General features: G+C 66.6%; 14 protein-coding genes and 4 pseudogenes. 11 read left to right on the top strand and 7 right to left on the bottom strand.

Going from position 1 to position 20,489, the window contains the following annotated elements; translation table 11 throughout:
• Positions 1–366 precede the first annotated feature (366 nt).
• Complete coding sequence (locus V7E46_RS02875; RefSeq protein ID WP_333766907.1) at positions 367–5,019, top strand: LamG-like jellyroll fold domain-containing protein; 4,653 nt, start codon at positions 367–369, stop codon at positions 5,017–5,019.
• Between the two features lie 753 nt (positions 5,020–5,772).
• Positions 5,773–6,207: pseudogene (locus V7E46_RS02870) on the top strand (UTRA domain-containing protein); the annotation flags it as partial.
• 291 nt (positions 6,208–6,498) lie between these two features.
• Here the strand turns inward: V7E46_RS02870 and V7E46_RS02860 are convergent.
• From V7E46_RS02860 to V7E46_RS02850, 3 genes and pseudogenes are all read right to left on the bottom strand, one after another.
• Positions 6,499–8,034, bottom strand: a pseudogene (locus V7E46_RS02860) (PIN domain-containing protein).
• A 767-nt stretch (positions 8,035–8,801) separates the two neighbouring features.
• Positions 8,802–8,999 (bottom strand): tyrosine-type recombinase/integrase, encoded by a 198-nt coding sequence (locus tag V7E46_RS33780; protein WP_443053956.1) that lies wholly within the window; start codon positions 8,997–8,999, stop codon positions 8,802–8,804.
• Positions 9,000–9,099: 100 nt separating this feature from the next.
• A pseudogene (locus V7E46_RS02850) lies at positions 9,100–10,187 on the bottom strand (integrase core domain-containing protein).
• Between the two features lie 48 nt (positions 10,188–10,235).
• Between V7E46_RS02850 and V7E46_RS02845 the strand changes: the two are divergent.
• Positions 10,236–10,655: a hypothetical protein gene (locus V7E46_RS02845; RefSeq protein ID WP_333766906.1), complete on the top strand. Its 420-nt coding sequence runs from the start codon at positions 10,236–10,238 to the stop codon at positions 10,653–10,655.
• A gap of 102 nt (positions 10,656–10,757) precedes the next feature.
• A complete protein-coding gene (locus V7E46_RS02840; RefSeq protein WP_333766905.1) occupies positions 10,758–11,243 on the top strand; it encodes a hypothetical protein in 486 nt (161 codons plus the stop codon).
• A 376-nt stretch (positions 11,244–11,619) separates the two neighbouring features.
• Here V7E46_RS02840 and V7E46_RS02835 read toward each other — a convergent pair whose 3' ends face one another.
• Positions 11,620–12,438 (bottom strand): siderophore-interacting protein, encoded by an 819-nt coding sequence (locus V7E46_RS02835; RefSeq protein ID WP_333766904.1) that lies wholly within the window; start codon positions 12,436–12,438, stop codon positions 11,620–11,622.
• Between the two features lie 98 nt (positions 12,439–12,536).
• Between V7E46_RS02835 and V7E46_RS02830 the strand changes: the two genes are divergently transcribed.
• The 3 genes from V7E46_RS02830 to V7E46_RS02820 all read left to right on the top strand — a co-directional run bounded on the left by V7E46_RS02830 (position 12,537) and on the right by V7E46_RS02820 (position 15,498).
• The gene (locus V7E46_RS02830) at positions 12,537–13,322 is read left to right on the top strand and encodes a helix-turn-helix transcriptional regulator (RefSeq protein WP_333766903.1); all 786 of its coding nucleotides are present in this window, start codon (positions 12,537–12,539) and stop codon (positions 13,320–13,322) included.
• Positions 13,323–13,547: 225 nt separating this feature from the next.
• Entirely contained in the window at positions 13,548–14,720 is a 1,173-nt protein-coding gene (locus V7E46_RS02825; RefSeq protein WP_333766902.1) for a 4-hydroxybenzoate 3-monooxygenase, read from the top strand.
• A 295-nt stretch (positions 14,721–15,015) separates the two neighbouring features.
• On the top strand, positions 15,016–15,498 hold the full coding sequence (locus V7E46_RS02820) for a hypothetical protein (RefSeq protein ID WP_333766901.1): 483 nt from the start codon (positions 15,016–15,018) through the stop codon (positions 15,496–15,498).
• Here V7E46_RS02820 and V7E46_RS02815 read toward each other — a convergent pair.
• Positions 15,495–16,392, bottom strand: a protein-coding gene (locus V7E46_RS02815; protein ID WP_333766900.1) for an IS5 family transposase whose coding sequence is annotated in 2 segments (ribosomal slippage) — positions 15,495–16,044 and positions 16,043–16,392 — 900 coding nt in all. Because the reading frame shifts where the segments join, the coding sequence is not laid out codon by codon here. The genes V7E46_RS02820 and V7E46_RS02815 overlap by 4 nt on opposite strands.
• On the opposite strand from V7E46_RS02815, the gene V7E46_RS02810 reads away from it, so the two are divergent.
• Positions 16,349–16,567, top strand: coding sequence for a Scr1 family TA system antitoxin-like transcriptional regulator (locus V7E46_RS02810; RefSeq protein ID WP_333766911.1), 219 nt, complete (start codon positions 16,349–16,351; stop codon positions 16,565–16,567). The genes V7E46_RS02815 and V7E46_RS02810 overlap by 44 nt on opposite strands.
• Before the next feature lie 106 nt (positions 16,568–16,673).
• On the top strand, positions 16,674–16,868 hold the full coding sequence (locus tag V7E46_RS02805; RefSeq protein WP_443053954.1) for a hypothetical protein: 195 nt from the start codon (positions 16,674–16,676) through the stop codon (positions 16,866–16,868).
• On the opposite strand, the gene V7E46_RS02800 is transcribed toward V7E46_RS02805, so the two are convergent.
• Positions 16,850–17,050 (bottom strand): STAS domain-containing protein, encoded by a 201-nt coding sequence (locus V7E46_RS02800; protein ID WP_333766899.1) that lies wholly within the window; start codon positions 17,048–17,050, stop codon positions 16,850–16,852. The genes V7E46_RS02805 and V7E46_RS02800 overlap by 19 nt on opposite strands.
• A 958-nt stretch (positions 17,051–18,008) precedes the next feature.
• Here V7E46_RS02800 and V7E46_RS02795 point away from each other — a divergent pair.
• Together V7E46_RS02795 and V7E46_RS02790 are read left to right on the top strand one after the other, a co-directional pair.
• The gene (locus V7E46_RS02795; protein ID WP_333766898.1) at positions 18,009–18,539 is read left to right on the top strand and encodes a cryptochrome/photolyase family protein; all 531 of its coding nucleotides are present in this window, start codon (positions 18,009–18,011) and stop codon (positions 18,537–18,539) included.
• A pseudogene (locus V7E46_RS02790) lies at positions 18,536–19,680 on the top strand (spore photoproduct lyase family protein). The gene V7E46_RS02795 and the pseudogene V7E46_RS02790 overlap by 4 nt, the downstream one beginning before the upstream one ends.
• Here the strand turns inward: V7E46_RS02790 and V7E46_RS02785 are convergent.
• The gene (locus V7E46_RS02785; RefSeq protein ID WP_333766897.1) at positions 19,677–20,486 is read right to left on the bottom strand and encodes a cytochrome c oxidase assembly protein; all 810 of its coding nucleotides are present in this window, start codon (positions 20,484–20,486) and stop codon (positions 19,677–19,679) included. The pseudogene V7E46_RS02790 and the gene V7E46_RS02785 overlap by 4 nt on opposite strands.
• Positions 20,487–20,489 lie beyond the last annotated feature (3 nt).

Below are 20,489 nucleotides of genomic sequence, written 5' to 3'. Positions count from 1 at the left end.
GTAAAAACGGGGCAGTTACTCCTCATTCCTCTCACGGTGGAACGTCGCAAGCAGGGTGCGGTGTCGACGTAGGCCCAGGTCCGGGGGATGCTCTGCCGGTTGCTGCCGCACTGGTTGCTGCATCCACCAACTCGACGTTCGTCGGGCTCTGACACGAAACCTGGGGGGAATCCGCCTGTGAGATCTGCCCGTACCCGGCGCGCACTGGCCGCCGTACTGACTACTGCGCTCGGCGCACTGTCGCTGACCACGGTGGCGGCACCCGCCCATGCCGCCGCCCCCGCATCGGCGGCCAAGCCAGCCGCGACCCTGACGAGCGAAGCGGATGCCTCCGCTCGGGCTGTCGCAAGCGGTCAGGCGGTTGCCGTGGATTCCGCCACCAGTCCGACCGAGACCGAAACGGCGAACCCGGACGGCTCGTTCACCCTCACCCAGACCGCGGAGCCGGTACGCAAGTACACCGGCGGCGCCTGGAGACCGTTGGACGCCACCTTGGTGCGCAACGCGGACGGCACCATCTCACCCGCCCTCACCGCCACCGCGCTGACGCTCTCCGGAGGCGGTACCCGGCCACTGGCGGTGATGAGGGACATCAATCGGTCTCTGTCACTGACGCTGCCAGCGACCATCGGCTCGCTCCCGGCCCCCACCCTGTCGGGGCGCACCGCCACCTACCCCGAGGTCCTGCCGGGCGTCGACCTCGATGTCACCGCGGACAATCAGGGCGGCTTCTCCGAGACCCTGGTCGTCAAGGACGCCACCGCTGCCGCCAACCCCGCCCTGGCCACTTTGACCTTCGCCGCCACGGCCAAGAACGTCGCACCGGCCACCGACACAGCGGGCAACTTCACCGCCAAGGACGCGACCGGTGCCATGGTCTTCGCCGCCCCAGCCCCGCTGATGTGGGACTCCGCCACCGGGGCCGCAGGCTCTGCCCAGTCCCGCTCGGCCATCCCCGGTGGCGACGCACCCACCGCGGACGGCCCGGAGACATCCAGCAGCCTGGCACCGGGAGTCGACGCGCATGTGGCGCCGATCAAAGCTGTCTACCGCACGGGGTCGATGGTCCTCACGCCGGACGCCGCCCTGCTGACCGGTGAGTCCACGGTCTACCCGCTCTACATCGACCCCACCTACGCGGCCGGCGGCTCCGCGCAGGCGTGGACATACACCGCATCCGCGCACGCCGGCACCAGCTACTGGAAGACCACCGACGAAGTGGGCCTGCGCGTCGGCTACCAGGGCTGGGACTCGCCTTACTACAAGGCCCACACGTTTGTGCGGATGAGCGTCGACAGCAGGATGTACGGGGCGACCATCGACCCCGACAAGACGCACTTCTACGCCACCGAGACCTACGCACCCTCATGCACCGCCAAGCCGGTGGAGCTGTGGACAACCGGCGAGATCTCCTCCGACACCACGTGGGACAACGAACCGGCCTGGGATACCAAGCTCGACACCGTCAGCGCCGCGCACGGCTGGTCCTCCGGCTGCCCCACCGCCTCCGTTGGCTGGGACACCCACACCGCCATGCAGGCTATCGCCGACAACCCCGCCTCCACCATCACGCTGGGCCTGCGCGCCACTGACGAAAACGACGCGTACGGGTGGAAGAAGTTCGACCACTCGACGATGACGATGACCACCACCTACGACCACAAGCCCGCCAAACCGAGCCCGCTGAGCACCTCGCCCAGCCGCAACTGCACCGGCGGGGTCATGGGCGATGGCGATGTCACCCTCTATGCCGGGGTCAGCGACCCCGACCGCGGCACGGTTAACGCCACTTTCAAGGTCACTAGGACCTCAGGCGGCGCGGCCGTCGTCACCTCCAATCCCGTCTCCGCCGCTTCCGGCACCAAAGCGGCCTACACGCTCACCAAGGCGAACCTGGAGAGCTGGCTGGGCACCAGTTCGACCACCAACCTGTCCTGGAACGTCACAGCCAGCGACGGCACGTACACCTCGGCGGCTCCCATGACCTGCCAGTTCACCTTCGATCCGACGCGCCCCGGCGCGCCGACCGTCAGCGACACCGACGGCGTGAACTGCAACGAATCGACTGTTCAGTACCAGGTCGGCGCCTCTGCGGCCTTCACACTGGTCCCCAACAGCACAGGCACGGCACCCGACCACTACCTCTACCAGATCAACGGCGCCGCACCCATCTCCACCAAGGACCCGAATCTGAGGATCAAGCCCACCCGCGGCACCAACGTGCTTTCCGTCACGTCGGTCTCTCTAGGCGGCAACATCGGCGACACCGCGAGCTGCGTGCTCAACGCCGCCGCCGCAGCGACCGCTGCGGACGGCGACCTGACCGGTGACGGCGTCCCTGACCTGGCACTGGTCGGCAGGCAGGCCGGTCTGCCTGCCGGTCTGTGGCTCGTCCACGGCGCCCCCGACGGCAAGATCATCACCGCGGCCTCGCAGGTCGGTCCACAGGGACCCGGCGTCAACTCCGCCGGTTCGCCAACCGACTGGACCGGAACCCAGGCCATCACCGGCCACTTCGCCACGGGCGCAGGATTCAACGATGTCCTGGACTACAACCCCGCCAAGGGCAACGGTTCAGTGCTCTACGGCAACGGTGACGGCTCCGCGCTGTCACCCAACAGCGGCAACCAGGTGAACGTCGCCTCACCCGCCTTCTACGACAGCAGCTCCGGCCAGTACGCCACCTCCATCGCCAGCGGCGGCGGCCTTTACAACACCCTCAACGGCTATCCAGTCACCGGCTTTCCCGACCTGTTGGCGATCGTCAACGGCAATCTCCTCGATGAGGGCTCCAACGCCTTCCCGGGCACGTTCGGCAGCATCGACCTTGCCTTGCCCCTGTCCGACACCAACCCGGCGAACACCGGCAACTGGACCGGCTGGACCATCACCAGCAGTCTCATCGACGGCCTGCCCGCCCTGTTCGCCCGTGCTCCGGCCGGCGGCGCGGTCTACTACTACAACCCCACCGATCTGCAAGACCTCGCCCAGGGCAATCCCGTCAGTCCCCTCGCCTTGACGATGAGCGCCTCTGCTGTTCTCATGCAGGCCGGGGACCTCGACAGGGATGGGATGCCCGACTTGTGGCAGGCCGAGGCAGACGGCAACGTCAACGCCGCCCTGCTGGACCTGACCAAAACCCCTCCTGTACTGGCCGCCCGGGGCGCCCAGAAGCTCACAACCGGCAGCCACGCCTGGCCGCTGAACGACGCAACCGACGGCCCAGTCACCACCGCCGCAGACTCGACCGGAACCACCCCGCTACCGCTGACGGCCCAAGGCGCTGGCGCCACCTGGGACAACGGCGACCTGTTCGATCCGGACCTCCAACTCAACGGGGCCAGCACCGCCTACCTCCACACCACCGCCAACGCGGTCGACCTTAAAAACAGCCTGACGGTGTCGGTATGGGCCGAGCCCACCACGCTGGGCGGCGCGGTGTTCTCCCAGGACGGCAGCGCCTACTCCGGGATCAAGCTGATCCCGACCGCAAGCGGCTGGCAGTTCAGCCTCAACGCCGGCTCAGGCAGCGCCGCCACCTACGACACTGTCACCGGCGGCACCGTCCACCTCGGCGCATGGACGCACCTGACCGCCACCTACGACAAAACCGTCAAGGTCATGAACCTCTATGCGGACGACGTGTTCGTCGCCACCGGCAGCCACACCGCCCCGAGCGCCGGCGCCACCGGCCCCTTCATCGTCGGCGCCAACAAGAACGGGGGCTCGTCCCCGACCAGCTTCTACACCGGCCACCTCTCCGACGTAGAAACCTGGGCCGGCGCCGCGATTCCCCCCACCCAGCCGTTCTCACCTGCCTCCTACCACCAGGCCATCACGCCCACCCGCATTCTGGACACCCGCTCCACCAGCGGTCTGGCCAACACCAGCGGGATCACCGCAGGCACCGCCACCGTTGCCGCCGACTCCGTCACCACTCTGAAGATCGCTGGTGACAGCGTCACGTCGACCGCCGGTACCACCATCCCCGTCCCGTCCTCGGTCACCGCCGTCGCCATCGACACCACCGCCGTCAATCAGACCGTCAGCGGCTACGTCACCGCCTATGCCGACAGCCTTCAGCGCCCCGTCACCTCCTCCACCAACTTCACCGCAAACAGCGCCACCACCGGCTACCAGATCGTCCCGGTCGGCACCGACGGCAGGATCGACCTCTTCACCCATGGCAGCACCGTCGCCCTGGTCGTCGACATGACCGGATACTTCACCAGCGACTCAGCCCGCCCCGGCAACCAGACCTACACCCCGCTGGCCACCGCAACCCGCGCCCTGGACACCCGCTCCAGCCGTGCCAACACCAACCTCGCCTCAACCGGCACCGTCCCTGCCAACACCCCCTTCACACTGACGATCAACGGTGTCGCCGGTGTCCCCGCCAACGCAACGGCCATCGCGATCAACCTCACCACCGCGGACGCCACAGGCAACGGCTACCTGCAGGCTTACGCCACCGGGGCCGCCCCTGCGGCGGCCACAAGCCTCACGTACGACACATCCAGCGCGCTGGCCTCCATGGCAGCCGATACCCCCATCGGCACAGGCGGCACCATCACCATCTACAACCACGGCAATGCCACTGCCGTCCTCGTCGACATCGTCGGCTATTACACCAACGCAACCACAGGCCAGACCTACCACCCCGTCAGCCCCACCCGACTGGTCGACACCCGAAACGGCACCGGTGGAAACGCCAACCCCATCGGAGCCTCGGGCATCTATACCCTCACCCAGGCGAACGTCCAGCAGATCACCACCGCCACAACCCCCACGCTGGCCACGATGCTCACCGAAGCCACCGCAACCGGCACCGGTTTCGCCGTCGCCTACCCCACCGACGCGGCAGTCCCCCCCACCTCCAACCTCGACTGGGTCACCGGAGCGATCAACGCCAACCTCGCGCTGACTCCCACCAACGCCGCCAGCGAAATCGACATCAAGAACCACAGCGACGGCGACCTCGACCTCGTCATCGACTGCAGCGGCTACTTCTCCCAATAACCACAAGGCATCGAAGTCAGTCCGTGCACACTGCTAGACGTGGACGCACACCCCACACCCCACACCGAAGCTGGCCGGCCCGAGACACCGGGCCGGCCGGTTCTAGCAGGTCCGGCTCCGCTGGGCCTACCACGGAAGTCGCGTTGTCGTATCATGATCTTGAGTGATACGTCGCGAGATCCCCACCGCTGAAGCCGGTCCCGAGTACAACCGGATGGAGTGTGGTGTACCGGGTTTGGTCTCGTCGTCGCAGCCTTCGCCGTGGTCATCCCGTCGTTGCCCGGCGGGGATAGCGTTACCGGAGCAAACTACTGCGGCAACGTTCGATTGTCAGATGCCGCCAGATGAGGAAGACCGGAGGAGAGTCGTCTCGTGAAGCGTCGGCCCAGCTCACCGGGGACCACATGGGAACCACACGTGGTGCGCGTTGGTGAGCGATCGCCGTGTAACTACACGTAACGCTCGGCGGATTGGTCCCTAATGGCGGGGATATCCCCTTGGTCTTCGTGACTGGGGGTCAAGGGGCCGCAGGTTCAAATCCTGTCGTCCCGACGGTGCTCAGAAGCCCTCTGGGAGTATCCCAGAGGGCTTCCTACATCAACGGCTGACATCAACGCGGCCGTCAGACGACCGCTGGCACCCCTGCCGTCCCGTCGTCGCCCTCCTCTCCGTCGTCCAGCGACAGCGCGTCGTCCATGCGGGTCGCGGCGGCTTTGAGCGTTGAGTCCATCACGTGCGCGTAGGTGTCAAGGGCGCGGCAGCATCGACCTCCTGGAAGTAAGCGAGGTCCGGCCACCGGCCGAGGTAGCAACCGCTTTGAACCTCGGCGAAACTGGCATGGCGGTTCTCCGCCGACAACTGCTCTCCTACGACGGGGAGCCGGCGGAACTGGTCAAGTCCTACTACCCTGCGGAGATCGCTCGCGGAACAGCTTTGGCCGAGCCGCGGAAGATTCGCGGTGGCACCCCCGCGCTGCTGGCGAAGATGGGCTTCCCGCCGGTCCAGGCGGTAGATCGTGTCTCCGCCCGAGTTCCTACCCAGGAGCAGTATGAGGCCCTGGACCTCCCGAGTGATCTACCAATCCTGCGGACCCTCAGGGTGGTCTACAGCATCGGTGAGCGCGCGATCGAGGCGACGGCGATGGCGAAGGCAGGGCACCTGTACGAACTGCAATACGAGTTCGTTTAGGTACGTCCAGTCAGCCATTAGCGCAGCTTGGGACCGGCCTGCATGTCCGCCAGTTGACTGACGTGGAGGTGTTCGCATCGAAGGTCCAGCCTGGTTTTTGCTTAAGGCCGTTGACCAGCGAGAAGGGTGTAATCCGGAGCATGCGCTATTCGAATCCGCTCTCGCAGCGGCCCGCCTGGCAGAGCCGTATATAGAGCTGCTCGCCGCAAGTTCACATCTGCTGGCCGCGGGCAGGACCTCAGATGCTCCGGACAACAACCCTGGGTAATTAGATAAAAATGCTACCGCTGTCTAATCGGCCTCGTTGCCTTCTACTTGCCGTGTTAGCTCTCGCAACCTTTCATCTATGACAGAAGCTGTCATCTCGACGGATTGCAACGCTTCCTGGGCTGCGAGGTATTCCTCGTGTGCGCTTGGATCACCCTCCTTGGCGCGCTGGTAGGCTTCGACAAGCGAGGACTGTAGCCGCTCTCTTTCTTGCTGGGAAAGTATTTGGGTTCTGAAAAGAGTCTCAATTTCTGCTTGAACTGCAGAACTTCTTACCTTCATGCCTGATAGATCTGCGTTGTCCGATCCTGAGTGACGGAAGGGGCCATGATGACGATCGCGACGACGTACTATTAAGAGGGCAGAGCGTGCTTCTTCCAGACTGGCGCTATCTGGAAATTCGATTAGATAATCAATTTTCGTCTCACCTACAATATTATCTCGCATGCAAGTCAGTGAATTAGAAAGCAATTCGCGGCGAATGAATTCCTTGCCCAGGAGCACTCGCAAGTCGTGCCTGTCGCGCGGAGTAGTTTCCTTGGGTGAGAGGAATTTCTCGACCCTAGCGAGCTCCGCGGTGCATGCGTCGATCCGCTCGGTGAGCTCCTCGATGAGTTGAGGATATAGATATTTTGTAACCTTGAGACGGCGAGCAGTATGGGGGGCCTTAGTTCGAAGACTCTCCGCCTGAGCTACGGTGGATGGGCTCACTGAAGCCCCGAGTTCAGCCTTCGCGCTCTTCAGGAACAAACCTAGTTGGGTGATCAACAGGTCAGTACCAGCCCTTCTCTTCATCTCCAGTACCAACTCGGGGCGAGCGCCAACGATGAGTCCAGCTTCTCTGCGGACCCAGTCCTCTTTTGCGTCGTTAGTGACCATGAGTACTGGTATGTTTCTACTTTTGGACTCGCGAACCATCTGTTCCCATATGAAGAAATCGCCGTGTGCGTTCTCCTTTTTTCCCGCGTCGCGATAGCCCGGCGGTGTCTTGGATTCTACGCGGCTTTCGAACTCTCTTAGTAGCGACTCTATTTACTCTGCGCTGAATGGATCACCTGTTTTTCCATCAAGCAATTGGGCGAGGGCGGACAGAATAGGGTCAGCATTGACAACCTTCTCCAGGGTAAGATCAAATTTTTCCTCATGTGTCTTTATCTTCTCTGGGACATCTTTTATGGACGCTTCGACGGGGCTAATGAGCTGATCTTTTTCGGAGCTCGATAGTGAACATCGATTGGCAAAATTTCGGATCTCTGTGATTATCTTTGCCTTGTGGTCGGATATCGCCTTGGGGACTTCATTGTAAAGGCTGATGTGCTCCTTTATTGCGTCGATTCTCCGCTGGTAGTACTCGCCAACTACTTGATTTGGGACCCAAAGGCGTCCTTGGATTTCCGATAGAAAATTAAATAGTTCAGCGCGTGCGACTGGAGTGAATCGGTAAAGCCCTAGTAGGATGTTGGTGTCGAGGACAATAAGTGAATTCTTTATTGCCTCTCGGTAGTCGCTGGCCGGTCGCCGCCAATGCCCGGGGAAAGATGATAAGAAAGTTGAGGTCATTTGATATTCCTGTTTTGTTGGACCTAAGGGAACAGCATGGTATCCACCCAGTGTGTGATCTGGGTGCAATCGCGAAGATTGGTGACGACAGGACACTGTTGATGCTGGTGGGTAAGCAACGTTGCTCCCGTCTTGGTGCGAAGTTAGTCGGCGTCTACGGCGACCGCATGCGTGGGCCGGGCTAGGGAAGGCAACAGGCACAATCGCCGGGGCACTCCCGGGCCGTGCGATGGTGCGCTGGCCTCCACTGGCGTCGGCCACCGGCGACCGCCGCAAGTCACGCCGGAGTCAGTGGAGAGCCGGGTGGGTGGGGGAGCCGGCGGCCAACGTCTGCGCGACAAGTCGCGGCTCGACATCAGTGGTCGACATCAACAGTGGCGTACACAGGTCGACGGACATGGACCGCTGCCGGGCTGTGAGCCGTTGCGCAGTACGGCTAGCGGGTTTCCGATGGTCAGCGCCCGCGCCTGGGGGTCAAGGGGTCGCAGGTTCAAATCCTGTCGTCCCGACGGTGCAAAAGAGCCCGCTGGACTGGCATAAAGCCAGGTCAGCGGGCTCTTCAGTCTTTCCGGGGGATGATGTTCGTCTGATGTCGTGTCAGTACCCAGGGGTCACGCAGGGACGATAACTCAAGAAAACCCGCAGGTCAGAGTGCATTTTTCCAGGGACCAAGATCACGGCTTCTGCCCATGGTTTGTGGCATCTCTACAATCTGCGCAGAGTTGCCGACAACGCAGCCGACGGCACCGGAGGCAGGCGCACGCCGGTCAGGTGGGTGCTGAGGGATTGGCCGGCGCGGACGACGGAGTGCAGGTCGGGGTGGAGGTAGCGCTGGTGGTGTGCAGGGAGCCGTGTCCGGCGATCAACCGCAGGACGTGCAGGGGGACCCCGGTGTCGGCCATCCAGGTCAGGCCGGTGTGGCGCAGGTCGTGGCGACGCAGGTGCTCGTAGCCGAGTGACTTCACGACGTCGTCCCAGTGGGTGGCGTCGCGCAGGACGGCGGTGGTGATCCTGTGCCGCTCGAAAATACGATTCAGTCTTGTGAGCTGCGGTGATGCTGGGTGGTCAGGCAGCGTGGTGGTACTGGTTGAGTAGACCGTTGCAGACGGGTTGTCGCCGGATCCGCTGTGCTTTGAGGTTGGTGACGTTGGCCGGGGTGGGTGGTTCGGTGCTGTCTGGCGGTAGTTGGTGCCGGGATTGGTGGGGGCGGTGCTGGCTGTAGTGCTTGAGGTAGGCGGTGAGCACTGCGTGGGCGTGGGCTTCGTTGTAGATGAGGGTCCGGTCGAGGGTCTCGCGGCGTAGTGTGCCGATGACTCGTTCGCAGATCGCGTTTGCTTTCGGTGCCCGGGGTGGGCTGAGGAGGATCTTTACGCCGTCTGCCGTGAAGACGACGTCGAAGGACCGGGTGTACTTCGAGTCTCGGTCGCGGAGCAGGAAGCGTAGTGAGGTCATCCGGCGCCCCAGCGTCATGGTGAGGTTCCTGGCCTGTTGCGTGGTCCATTCGGCGGTGGGGTGGGTGGTGACGCCGGCGAGGTGGAGGTGCCGGGTGCTGTGCTCGATGAAGACCAGGGCGTACAGGCGTTTGAGGGTGACGGTGTCGAGATGCAGGAAGTCGGCAGCGATGATGCCGTGGGCCTGGGTGGTGAGGAATTGGCGCCAGGTCGGATCGGATCGCTGTGGGGCGGGGTCGATGCCGGCGGCGTGCAGGATCTCCCAGACTGTGGAGGGGGCGATCGGGAAGCCGAGGCGGGCGAGTTCGCCCTGTATGCGGCGGTGACCCCAGCTGCTGTTCTCGCGGGCCAAGCGCAGGATGAGCTGCTTGACCGTCGGCGCGGTGGAGGGGCGACCGGGGCGACGATGGTGCTGGGCGAATGTCCATTTCCGTTTGACGAGATCCCGGTGCCAGCGCAGCAGGGTGGTCGGCGTGACCGCGAAGACCTCCCGCCATCGCCCGCGGGGACCAATCGCGAGAGCGCGGCCAGCCAGATCCGGTCGGCTGGCTCGTAGCGGACCCGCGCGATCTGACGGCGCAGCACCGCGTTCTCGTGCCGGAGCGCCAGCACCTCCGCGTCCTTGGCCACGCGGCTGCGCAGCACGGCAACGGGCATCATGACCAGGTTCCTGGCCAGCGCGGTGACGATCGACAGGACCATCGAGGCATCGTCCCAGATCCTGTACGGACTCTGCCTGGCAGGAAGAGCTTGCAGGTCACGCCCAGAATCGTTTTTCCGAGCGGGACAGGTTTCTGCACCTACCAGCCCGTTGTCCGCGGCGACCGCTGTCCGTGGAACCTGGACTGCCACAACTGCGACAAGTTCGTCATGTCCGGAGCCGATCTCCTCTACTGGCGACGCAAAGCCGAGCAGTGGGCCTCTCTTGCCGAACACGCTCCCGATGACCGAACGGCGGACTACCTGCACTCCGTCTTCGAACCCACAGCGCGTGCCATCAAGGGTCTGGAGAGTGCGCTGGCCGGCCTCGGCCTGCTCGGCGCCGCGCTCGCCATGGACCTCCGTCGCCCCCAGGACTACTACGACCGCCAGTGGACGCTTGCCTTCCGCGCTCGCGACCTTGCCGAACTCGACAGCGAGGCAACCGACGTCCTCGAGGAATCCGCGTGACAACCTCAGCACAACGCACCGCCCAGGCCCTCGACGCCCGTCGGCAGAAGGCCGCCGCCAGCCTGGTTCGGATCCAGACCACGGTCGACGAACTCGCTGCCCGTGGCGGCCCGATCACCATGGCCGCTGTCGCACGCCAGGCCGCCGTGTCCCGCACATTCCCTCTACGAGCACTCCGAAGCCCGCCAGCCGGTCGCACGTGCTGCAGCGCGTGCTCGCGGACTTCGGGCTGACGCCGACGAAGCCCAGCGCCAAGCGATCGAGGCTTCGTGGCGGGAACGCGCGCTCAACACCGAGGAAGCCCTCAAGGCAGCCCACGCGGAGATCATCAACCAACGAGATCGCATTGCTGAACTCTTGGGTCAGATCGCCGAGCTGCAACAGGATTGGACGGATGCCGATGTCGTGCGCATCACGACCGCCAACGTTGCCCTCAGCCGCGAAGTCACCGCGCTGACCAGCATCAACGAACGTCTCAACAAACGCCTTACGGCTGCCCGAGACAACGCCCGCTTCGCCGATCGGCGCATCGCCGCGCTGGAAGCCGGCATCGCCGAGGAACTCGTCGCGCCACCAACTGACAACTGACAACTGACAACTGACAACTGACAACGGTTGAGCAGACACTCGGACCTTCACGCTGCTGCGGCGCATGAGCATTGTAGGGATCGCGATTTCGCGGACACGGCCCTCTCGGAGCTCGCGCTGTCCGCGCGAAATGAGCACTGCTACGGCCTCGTGATCATGGGCAGATGCCTGCCGCCTGGGGAGAAGGTGGTCGCTTTCGGCAGATGAATCGGCCAGCTGGCGATGGGGGGTGGGGGGATCGTGTCGTGCTCCGAAGTCGGGTGCGGGGGTACACCAATGATCGCGACGATCGCCGGTTTCCCTAACCGGCGATCGTCGCTTATGTTGCGCCGCGCTCCTTGGGGCGATGGCCCTGATTGCGCCTGGTGAGCACGGGTCAGAGGCTGGCGCGGCCGTGACTGAAGTAACCGCGGAACGCTATGTCGGACTTCGCCACGCTGCGTTCGCCGACCAGGTGGCGGCGGATCCCGGTGGCCAGCGAGGTTTCACCGGCGGTGAAGGTGTAGAAGTGTCCTTCGGGAAGGCGGGCCGTCTTCACCGCGTCCAGGGCGAGGGCGCCGGGTTTTGCGCTGGCGTCGGTGCGGGGCAGCCAGTGGACGATGCTGCCCGCTGGCGCCGTGATGTCGCTGCGGATGTCGTCGGATGAGGGGACTTCCAGGAAGACCTCGGCGGGCAGGTTCGCCGCGGACTGTTCCAGGATGGCGAGGATCGCAGGCAGGGCGCTTTCGTCACCGACCAGGAGTTGCCAGGCGGCGCCGGGGGCGGGCGTGTAGCTGTGTCCCTCGTCGAGGAACGCGACCCTGGTGCCTGGCTCAGCGGTGCGCGCCCATCGGGTGCCCGGGCCGACCGAGCCGGGGCTGTCGTCTGCGTGGAGTGAGATCTCGATGTCGAACGCCGATGCCTCGGGCCGAAAGCGCCGGATCGAGTAGGTCCGCACCCGCGGGCGCTGCTTGCCGGCCTGGAGCGTGAGCTGGAGAATCCACCGCTCGCTGCTGGGCAGGAACACCTCCGTGGCGTCGTCGTTGGGGTCGGCGAAGAACAGACGTCCGGCCTGGTCAAAGCCCGCCCACTCCAGGTGCTGGACGTCCTCGCCGCCGAGCGTGACGGTCATGAAGTGCGGACTGGGCTGCTCGCTTTCCTGCACGGTCAACGACAGCATCCGCCGCTTGCGAGGGCGCTGGATCCGGGAGGCCACCGCTACCTCCACCGGGGACGGGACTTGAGCGTCATCGTGGTCATGCGACCACTGTCGGCGCGGCGCTCTGCGCGAGACCACCGGTAAACTGACGCCTGATGCCGACAGCCCGCCACACTTCACCGCTGCCCGCCGATGCGGACGAGGAGATCCTGCAAGGCGGTGCCTGGCTGCCGCACGGCTTCCAGCTCGATCCCCACAGCCACGTCCAGGGTCAGCTGGTCTACGCCGCCGCCGGCGCCTTAGCCACGGCGACGGAGCGCGGCACCTGGGTCGCCCCGGCGGACCGGATCACCTGGACGCCTCCGCGCTTTGCTCATTCGCACCGCTTCTACGGGCAGACCGACGTGCGGCTGGTGTCCGTCCCGCTGGACCTGTGCGCCGATCTCATCGATCACCCCAGTGTCTTCGCGGTGAGCCCGCTGCTGCGCGAGGCCCTCTTGGCGCTCACCGACGAGCCGGAACGGCGCCCCGGCGCCCACCGGCGCCTGCTCGCTGTGATCGTGGACGAGTTGGCCGACGCCGCCGAGACCTCCCTCCACCTTCCCGAAGCGAGCGACGACCGGCTGCGCGCCGCCACCGACCTGCTGCGCGCGGACCCCGCCCGGCCGTCCACCTTGGCCGAGCTGGGCCGGGCGGTGGGAGCCAGTGAGCGCACGCTCAGCCGCCTGTTCCACGCTGAGCTGAGCATGAGCTTCCACCGCTGGCGGACCACCTTGCGCATCCACCACGCCTTGGCGCACCTGACCGACGGGATGACGGTGACGCAGACCGCGGTCGCGTGCGGATGGTCCAATCCGTCCACCTTCATCGACGCCTTCACCGAGGTCGTCGGCCAGACCCCCGGCCGCTACCAGGCGGGCCTGCGCTTCCACGCGCGCTAGCCCCCACCCGGGCGTTTTGTGCTGGTCAGGTGCACAGTGCGTGATGTCAGAGCCATCTTGGCGGGTTTCCGGTATCGAGCGTCGACTTACCAGTGGTTCACAGTCCGCCGGGTCTTCCACAGTGGACAGCGAGCGAGTGCCGGCCCTTTGACCTCACGGTCGGCGCCGCGACGTGCGCGCTTGGCGCGTACCGGCCACTGCACGGATCATGAAGGGCTCTTACGTATGACTGAGACACACGACGACACGGCCGTCGTCATCATCGGGGCCGGCGTCGCTGGTCTGACTCTCGGCAACTTCCTGCTGCGCAACGGCGTCGACTGCGTCGTGCTGGAGAAGCACCCTCGCGCCTACGTCGAGAAGCGCCAGCGCGCCGGAACGATCGACACCTTCGGGGTGCGCCTCTTCCGTGAATGGGGCCTGGAGGAGGTCCTCGCAGGCGACCCCATCCCGCACAGCGAGGGCGGCTTCTACATCGACGGCCACGCGATGCCGATCGACGTGGACGAGGACAACAACGAGAGCCTGTACTGCCCGCAGCAGGTCCTGGTGCGCAACCTCACCGAGGTCTTCCTCCGCGAGGGCGGCGACCTGCGCTACGAAACCGCAGACGTCACCCTGGAGAACCTCACCCAGGGCCGCCCCGTGGTGCGCTACCGGGACGCCGACGGTGCGGCGCGAACCATCGACTGCGACTTCATCGCCGGCTGCGACGGCTTCCACGGCGTCTCCCGCCGCTCCATCCCCGCCTCCGCGCTGACCGAGTACTCCCACGAGTACGGCTACTCCTGGCTAAGCGTCCTGGCCGCCACCGAGACCAAGCCCTCGGGCATGGCGATCCACGAACGGGGCCTGGCCGGGATGATTCCCCGCGGCCCCAAAGCCAGCCGGATCTACTTGCAGTGCGCGGTCGACGACACCTCCGAGCAGTGGCCGGACGAGCGGGTCTGGAGCGAGCTGGAGGCCCGCTTCGGCACGCCGCCCTCGCGCGGGCAGATCCTGTCCAAGCAGATCGTTCCGCTGCGCAGCGTGGTGTTCGACCCGATGAGCTACGGCAACCTTTACCTCCTGGGTGACGCCGCGCACATCGTGCCGCCGATGAGCGCCAAGGGCATCCACCTCGCTCTGCACGACACCGAGGTCTTCGCCCGCGCAGTGATCCGCCACACCAAGGAGGGCGACTCCGGCCTCCTCGACAGCTACTCGCAGACCTGCCTGCCGCACATCTGGAACTACCAGGCGTTCGCGACGTGGATCACCGACACCATGCACAACGCCGGATTCACCGGATTCGAGGGCGAGTTCAAGAAGCAGATCGCCCGCGCCGAGCTCCAGCGCCAGTTCGCCTCCGAGTCGGCGAACAAACTGTTCAGCGAGCTGACCGCCGGCACCAACTAGGCTCCCGTCGGACGCGGCGGTCTCCGCCCGAGCTCGGCCCCCCCGGCGGGACCGGGCTCGGGCTTACGGGTGGTGCCGGTCGAGCCAGTGCTCGAACATCTCCAGCGGGCTCAGCTTCAGCCCGTCACCTCGGCGATGCACAACCCCGCGGTCGGTCCCGATGGCGGCCAGGCCGGTCCCGATCGCGACGTTGCGCGAGGACTGGGCTGGCTCCGGGCTAGGGCGTGTCTGACAATGATCATGTTGCGGCGGTTCTCTGTGGAGTGGGCTGGCTGCCTGTGGCAGGATCCAGCATGTGATCAGGCAGGATGGCGTCCGGGTCCGCGAGTTCGTACTCGTGGACGGGGTTCGCCCTGCGGACGTTGCGCGCGTTCATCGCGAAGCGCTTCAGGTGCTGCGTTCGAGTATCGACGCATCCCACATCGACGCCTACAGCGGTGACCTCTGGCCGGTCGAAGTCCTGCATTCGTATGAGCGCGCGCTATCGCTGGCTCGGCAGGAGGTCGTGAGCGGTACCCGGTCCAGGCGCTCCGATCCTGGGATGGGGATCGACCTTGATGTCCGAGACGACGGGCACTTCGAGGTGCTGTCGGACTTGGCTCCCTACACAATCCACGCCGAAGGCTGGCGGGACGGCCGTCTGGTCTTCAGCGCCAGCGACTCGGGAACGGCCCTGTGGATTGAGGTCACCCAGGAACAGGAAGCAGCGCTCCTGTCCCGATTGGGTCGGTTGGGGATCCCATCGGGTGTGCTCACCGTGCCGCCACCCGCGCGCTAAGCGCGTGCCGACGCGGGCTCGCGGAGCCAGAGGATCAGCGAGGCGAGGCGGAGTCCGGCCTGGTAGCGGTCCGCGAGCTTGTCGAAGCGGGTCGCCACCGCGCGAAACTGCTTGAGCCGGTTGAAGCACCTCTCGACGACGTTGCGGTGCTTGTACGCGTCCGCGTCGAAGACGGGAGGCCGGCCGCCTCGGGAGGCGCGACGGAGCCGGTTGGCGACCTGGTCAGAGCGTTCAGGGATCGTGACGGCGATGTCGTGGCGCCTGCACCAGGCCCGGATCGCCCTGGAGGAGTACGCCTTGTCGGCCAGGACCCGGTCCGGGCGGGTGCGGGGGCGTCCCCGCCCGGCGCGCGGAATCCGGACGGCATCCAGCACTGCTTCGAACACGGTCGAGTCGTTGACGTTGCCGGCAGTGAGCACGAGCGACAGCGGCAGGCCCCGGCCATCGACCGCGAGATGGACCTTGGTGGTCAGCCCGCCCCGGGACCGGCCGAGGGCCTGCCGTGCCGCCGAGCGTTGCGGATCTTCCAGTTTGTCCGTGCCGGCCTCCCCTTTTACGGGCGCCGGCAGCGTGATGATGGGCGCGGTTGACCGTGGAGTCCACCGAAACGGTCCACTGCACCGCGCCCACCGCGTCGTCCCGCACCTGGACGTGCTCCAGCAGCTTCGCCCACGTCCCGTCCGACTCCCAACGGGCGAACCGCTCGTAGACCGTCTGCCACGGCCCGTACCGCTCGGGCAGATCACGCCACGGCGCACCCGTCCGCAACCGCCACAACACCCCGTTGACCACCTGCCGATGATCCCGCCACGGGCGCCCACACCCGTCCGCACCCGGCAGCAGCGGCTCTATCCGCACCCACGCCGCATCCGTCAACTCACCTCGACCTGTCACAAGATCAATTATCAGACACGACCTAGCGCCGACCCAGTACGGCGGCTACCTTGAATTCGAAGCAGGCGCCTCTGCTCTGCGTGCCTACGAACTGGCCTTGGTCCCCGGGCTGGTACAGACCGAAGAATACGCGGCTGCGGTCATCAGGGATATGCGTCCTGAGTGGTGGACGTAGCACTCTCGGAGAGGGGCGCCTACCCGGGCTGCGACTGCCGATGTGCGAGTACTCCTGCGAGCGGGAGCGTCACCTTCTCCGACCGACGAATCGGGTATCGGAGGGCGTGAGGAAACTCGCCCCGGGCCCGGCCCGCGACATCATCACCGATGAGGTGAGTGACCTCCAGGGCCACGCCGGCCTGGGTTCGATCCTCGCGGTGGTCGGCATCGCGGCGGCGGTGTGGTCGGCCTCGGGATACGTGTCCGCGTTACCGCGGATGCCGCCGAGCCTCGGTCGACCTCAGGGCCGCTCGGGCTGATCCGCGTCGGTCACCGGGAACAGGTCGATGGCACCGACCACGCCCAAAAGGCGACGGACGCTGCTGCTGGGGGCCGCCATGACGATGGTCCCGCCCTGTCCCAGCGCTTCCTGCCGGGCCTGCAGCAGCACTGTGAGGAAGGTGGAGTCGGCGAACGTCACCCCGGCCAGGTCGAGGACCACATCGGGGATGGTGAGCCAGTGCCCGGTCGGTGGCCTCTCGGAGCAGGCCGGCGGTGTCCAGGTCTGCTCCCCCGCACACGGTGACCACACTGGGGGACCCCAGCACACAGGAAACCGACGGCGCTGGCCCGCCCTGCGGAGCGGCATCAGCAAAACGGTCCGCGGGCGCTCCCCAGTTCGAACTGTTGTCGGTCGAGCCTGACACAGTCCTGGCAGGCCGCGCGACGGCGGGGCGGGGATTTAGCCCGATCGGGGGGAGTGGGCAGCTGTGCCGCCGGAAGGAATCGCTTCGAGCCGATACCCGTAACCGCCTGCCCGGTGCGAGACCACACTCGTGCCCGAGTTACCGAGCAGAAGCGGGTACAGGCCCTTGACGGCATTCTCCGGGCGCCCGGTATCGAGGCGGTCGAGCTAGTCGCCCGCGTTCCCCCCACCACCGTCGAGGCTGCTGGACCGCGCTGAACCCAGGGCACCCGGCGGGAGGGGCGGGGGAGGGCTCGACATGTCGGCCTGCCCCCGCCGCTCCCACCACTCGCAACCTTCGAACATCAGCAGGCCGAAGACGAATGTGCCAGCTCCCGCGATCACCAGGCCTCGCGCGTGATAGCCGCTCTGCCAGACGTTCAGAGCATCGATCCACGCGGCCATGACCAGAGCCCTGCCCGCATTGGCAAGACGCATCGTGCCACCCCCCTCGACTCATCATCGGATCGCGCCATGCAGCGGGACCCCCGAGCGATGTTCAATCCGCCGCTCCTGCTCATCGGAAGACAGGCAGGAGAACCCTAGGATGCCCCATGAGACGGCCCGGACGGGCCGAAAGGGCAGCGGCATGTGCCGTAGCCCGGTCCCGGCGTGCCGCGCCGTGCCGGTGGGCCGCCGACCGTAGCCTGGTCCCGGCGCCGGTGGGCCGATACGCGGACGCGACCCCGGGCAGGCCCTCACGACAGGACGTCCCATGGCACCCCGTACGCACTGGCTGTTAGGCGATCAGTTCGGACGGCACCTCCTCGACCCACAGCACGCGGGCCCCGACCGGGACGCGCCGGTGGTGATGATCGAGGCGCGTCCGGTTCTGTGCCGGTGGCGCTCTCACCCGGCGAAGGCGCATCTGGTGCTGTCCGCGATGCGGCACCGCTCGGCCGCGCTGGGTGATCGGGTGCGGTACGTGCGTGCCGAGACCTATACGGAGGGGGTGGGCGAGGCGCTGGGTCGCGGCAAGGATCGACTGCTGGTCTCCCGCCCGACATCTCGGGCCGCGCTGGGCCCGGTCGCCTTCCTGGAGCGGGTCGACGTGCCGCCTCCGAAGGGCTTCCTGGTGTCGCACGCCGAATCCGAACGGTGGGTCGACGGGCGCGGTGGCGGGCTGCCAGGCGCCGCGAGCCTGCCGGGGGCACGCATCGGCCGGGAGCGGATCGGTCCGCGCGCGGGCTGTTTCGCCCTCCGCACGGGTCGGGGACCGCTCGATCGCTCCCCAGAGCCCCTATGACGCCCCGCCCCGATGAACCGCCGCAGCCGGACGCGCCCTTCGGCCCTGACGACCTCGCCCCCGCGCCGCCGCCCACCGCCTGCGGCCGTCCCGCCCACCCGCAGCCTGCTGGACATCCGCGAGATCTACGCGGAGCCGCAAGCCGAGGCCTCGGCACGGGGCGCGGAGATCCTGACCCGCTTCCCGCAGTCACGGGTCATCGAGGTCGCCTCGCACTAGCGGATCCCGCCCTGCACGGCAACGAGGGCAACATCGGCCGCTGGGTCAGGGTCAAGACCGAGGTCCTGGTCCTGGGCATGCGCAAATCGTTCACGGTCCGCCCCAATGGCCGCTCCGCCGACTGCATCGCCCCCGGCCTGTCCAACGGCTGCACGATGGCCTGCGCCTACTGCTACGTACCAAGGCGCATGGGATATGCGAACCCGATCACCGTCTTCACCAGCCCCGGCGACGTCATCGCCCACCTCGGCCGCCACATCGCCCGCCAGGGCCGCAAGCAGGAGCCGAACCAGTGCGACCCGCACGCGTGGGTCTACGACATCGGCGAGAACGGCGACTGCTCCGCCGACGCGCTCATCAGCGACAACACCTTCGACCTCATCGCCGCCTTCCGCCACTGGCCCGCCGCCAAGGCGTCCTTCGCGACCCGGCCCTGCTCGCGTACGACCCGCGGGGCCGGACCCGGGTGCGGCTGTCGGTGATGCCGCCGGAGGACTCCCGCCTGCTGGACATCCGCACCAGTGCGATGGCCGACAGGATCGCGGCGGCCGGCGCCCTGCTCGAAGCGGGCTACGAGGTGCACTTCAACCTCTCTCCTGCCGTTCTGCGCCCCGGCTGGGAGTCCGCCTGGGCGGACTTGCTCCGGCAGATAGACGATGTGCTGCCCAGGGCCGTCAAGGCCCAGGCGGCGGCCGAGGTGATCATGCTGACGCACAACGAGGACTTGCACGAGGTCACCTTGGGATGGTACCGGCGAGCCGAGGATGTCCTGTGGCAGCCGTCCGATCAGGAGACCAAACGCTCGCAGAACGGCGCCACCAACCTGCGTTACCGCGCCCCGGTCAAGCGCGCCGCTGTGGCCCGGCTCTACGAACTGATCACCGCACACGCCCCCTGGCTCCGCGTCCGCTACGCCTTCTAGCGTGCGGTGCCGGCGAGCGCCTCGCGGCGATTCCGGTGCCTGAGGCGGCGGCCGCCGGCGGCGTACCACTGGTGGGCCAGGGCGGCGGCGAGTGCGATCTCCACCAGGTCGCCCCCGTAGTACATGAGTTCCGCGGCACGTGCCAGGTCATGGTTGGAGAAGGCTGTTCCCGGCGGTGCGGTGCCGTAGAGGAGCTTGGCCAGTACCGAGTGGGCGGTACCGGCGCCCACCAGGACGGCGGCGCGCAGCGGGAGGCCGTACCAACTGCGGACGGGGTCGAGTTGGCACAGGGCGAGGGTGAACAGCACTCCTGCGGCGAGCAGGTGGACGTGGATGAGGGCGTGCAGCCAGGGCCGGTGCCGGCTTTCAGCGAAGAGGGGCGTGCGGTACAGCAGCCACAGGCCGCCGATGTCGACCACCGCGGCGACCGGCGGGCAGAGCAGCCAGCCGACCGCACGGGAGCGGGACACGGACAGGAGGCGCCGCCGAAGGGTCCCCGCGGGCAGGGCGCGCAGGGCGAGAGTCACGGGGCGGGCCGTGACGAGCAGGACCGGGGCCACCATGGCGACCAGCAGGTGCTCGCCCATGTGGGCGGTGAAGCCGCCGCCCGGCAGGGGCAGAAGCGCCGCCGCGACCAAGGCGGCGCCGGCGGTGAATCCCGCGTCGCGGACCGGGGGCCACCGGTCTCCGCGTCGGCGCAGCCGCCGCGCGGCCATCAGGTAGACGACCGCGACGCCCAAGGACAGGACGGCCGTCGACCAGGCGAAGGCGTCCGGCGCCATGGCGCCGGACATGGGCACGGGCATGGA

The organism is Streptomyces sp. IBSBF 2435, from assembly GCF_036815005.1.
Classification (GTDB): domain Bacteria; phylum Actinomycetota; class Actinomycetes; order Streptomycetales; family Streptomycetaceae; genus Actinacidiphila.
The sequence above is the reverse complement of the archived record's forward strand: the minus strand, read 5'-3'. Positions and strand labels throughout refer to the sequence as shown.

Coding starts and splice junctions, on each gene's coding strand:
- V7E46_RS02825 (WP_333766902.1), top strand. CDS start 13,548: ATGACTGAGACACACGACGACACGGCCGTCGTCATCATCGGGGCCGGC.
- V7E46_RS02830 (WP_333766903.1), top strand. CDS start 12,537: ATGCCGACAGCCCGCCACACTTCACCGCTGCCCGCCGATGCGGACGAG.
- V7E46_RS02785 (WP_333766897.1), bottom strand. CDS start 20,486: ATGCCCGTGCCCATGTCCGGCGCCATGGCGCCGGACGCCTTCGCCTGG.
- V7E46_RS02795 (WP_333766898.1), top strand. CDS start 18,009: ATGGCACCCCGTACGCACTGGCTGTTAGGCGATCAGTTCGGACGGCAC.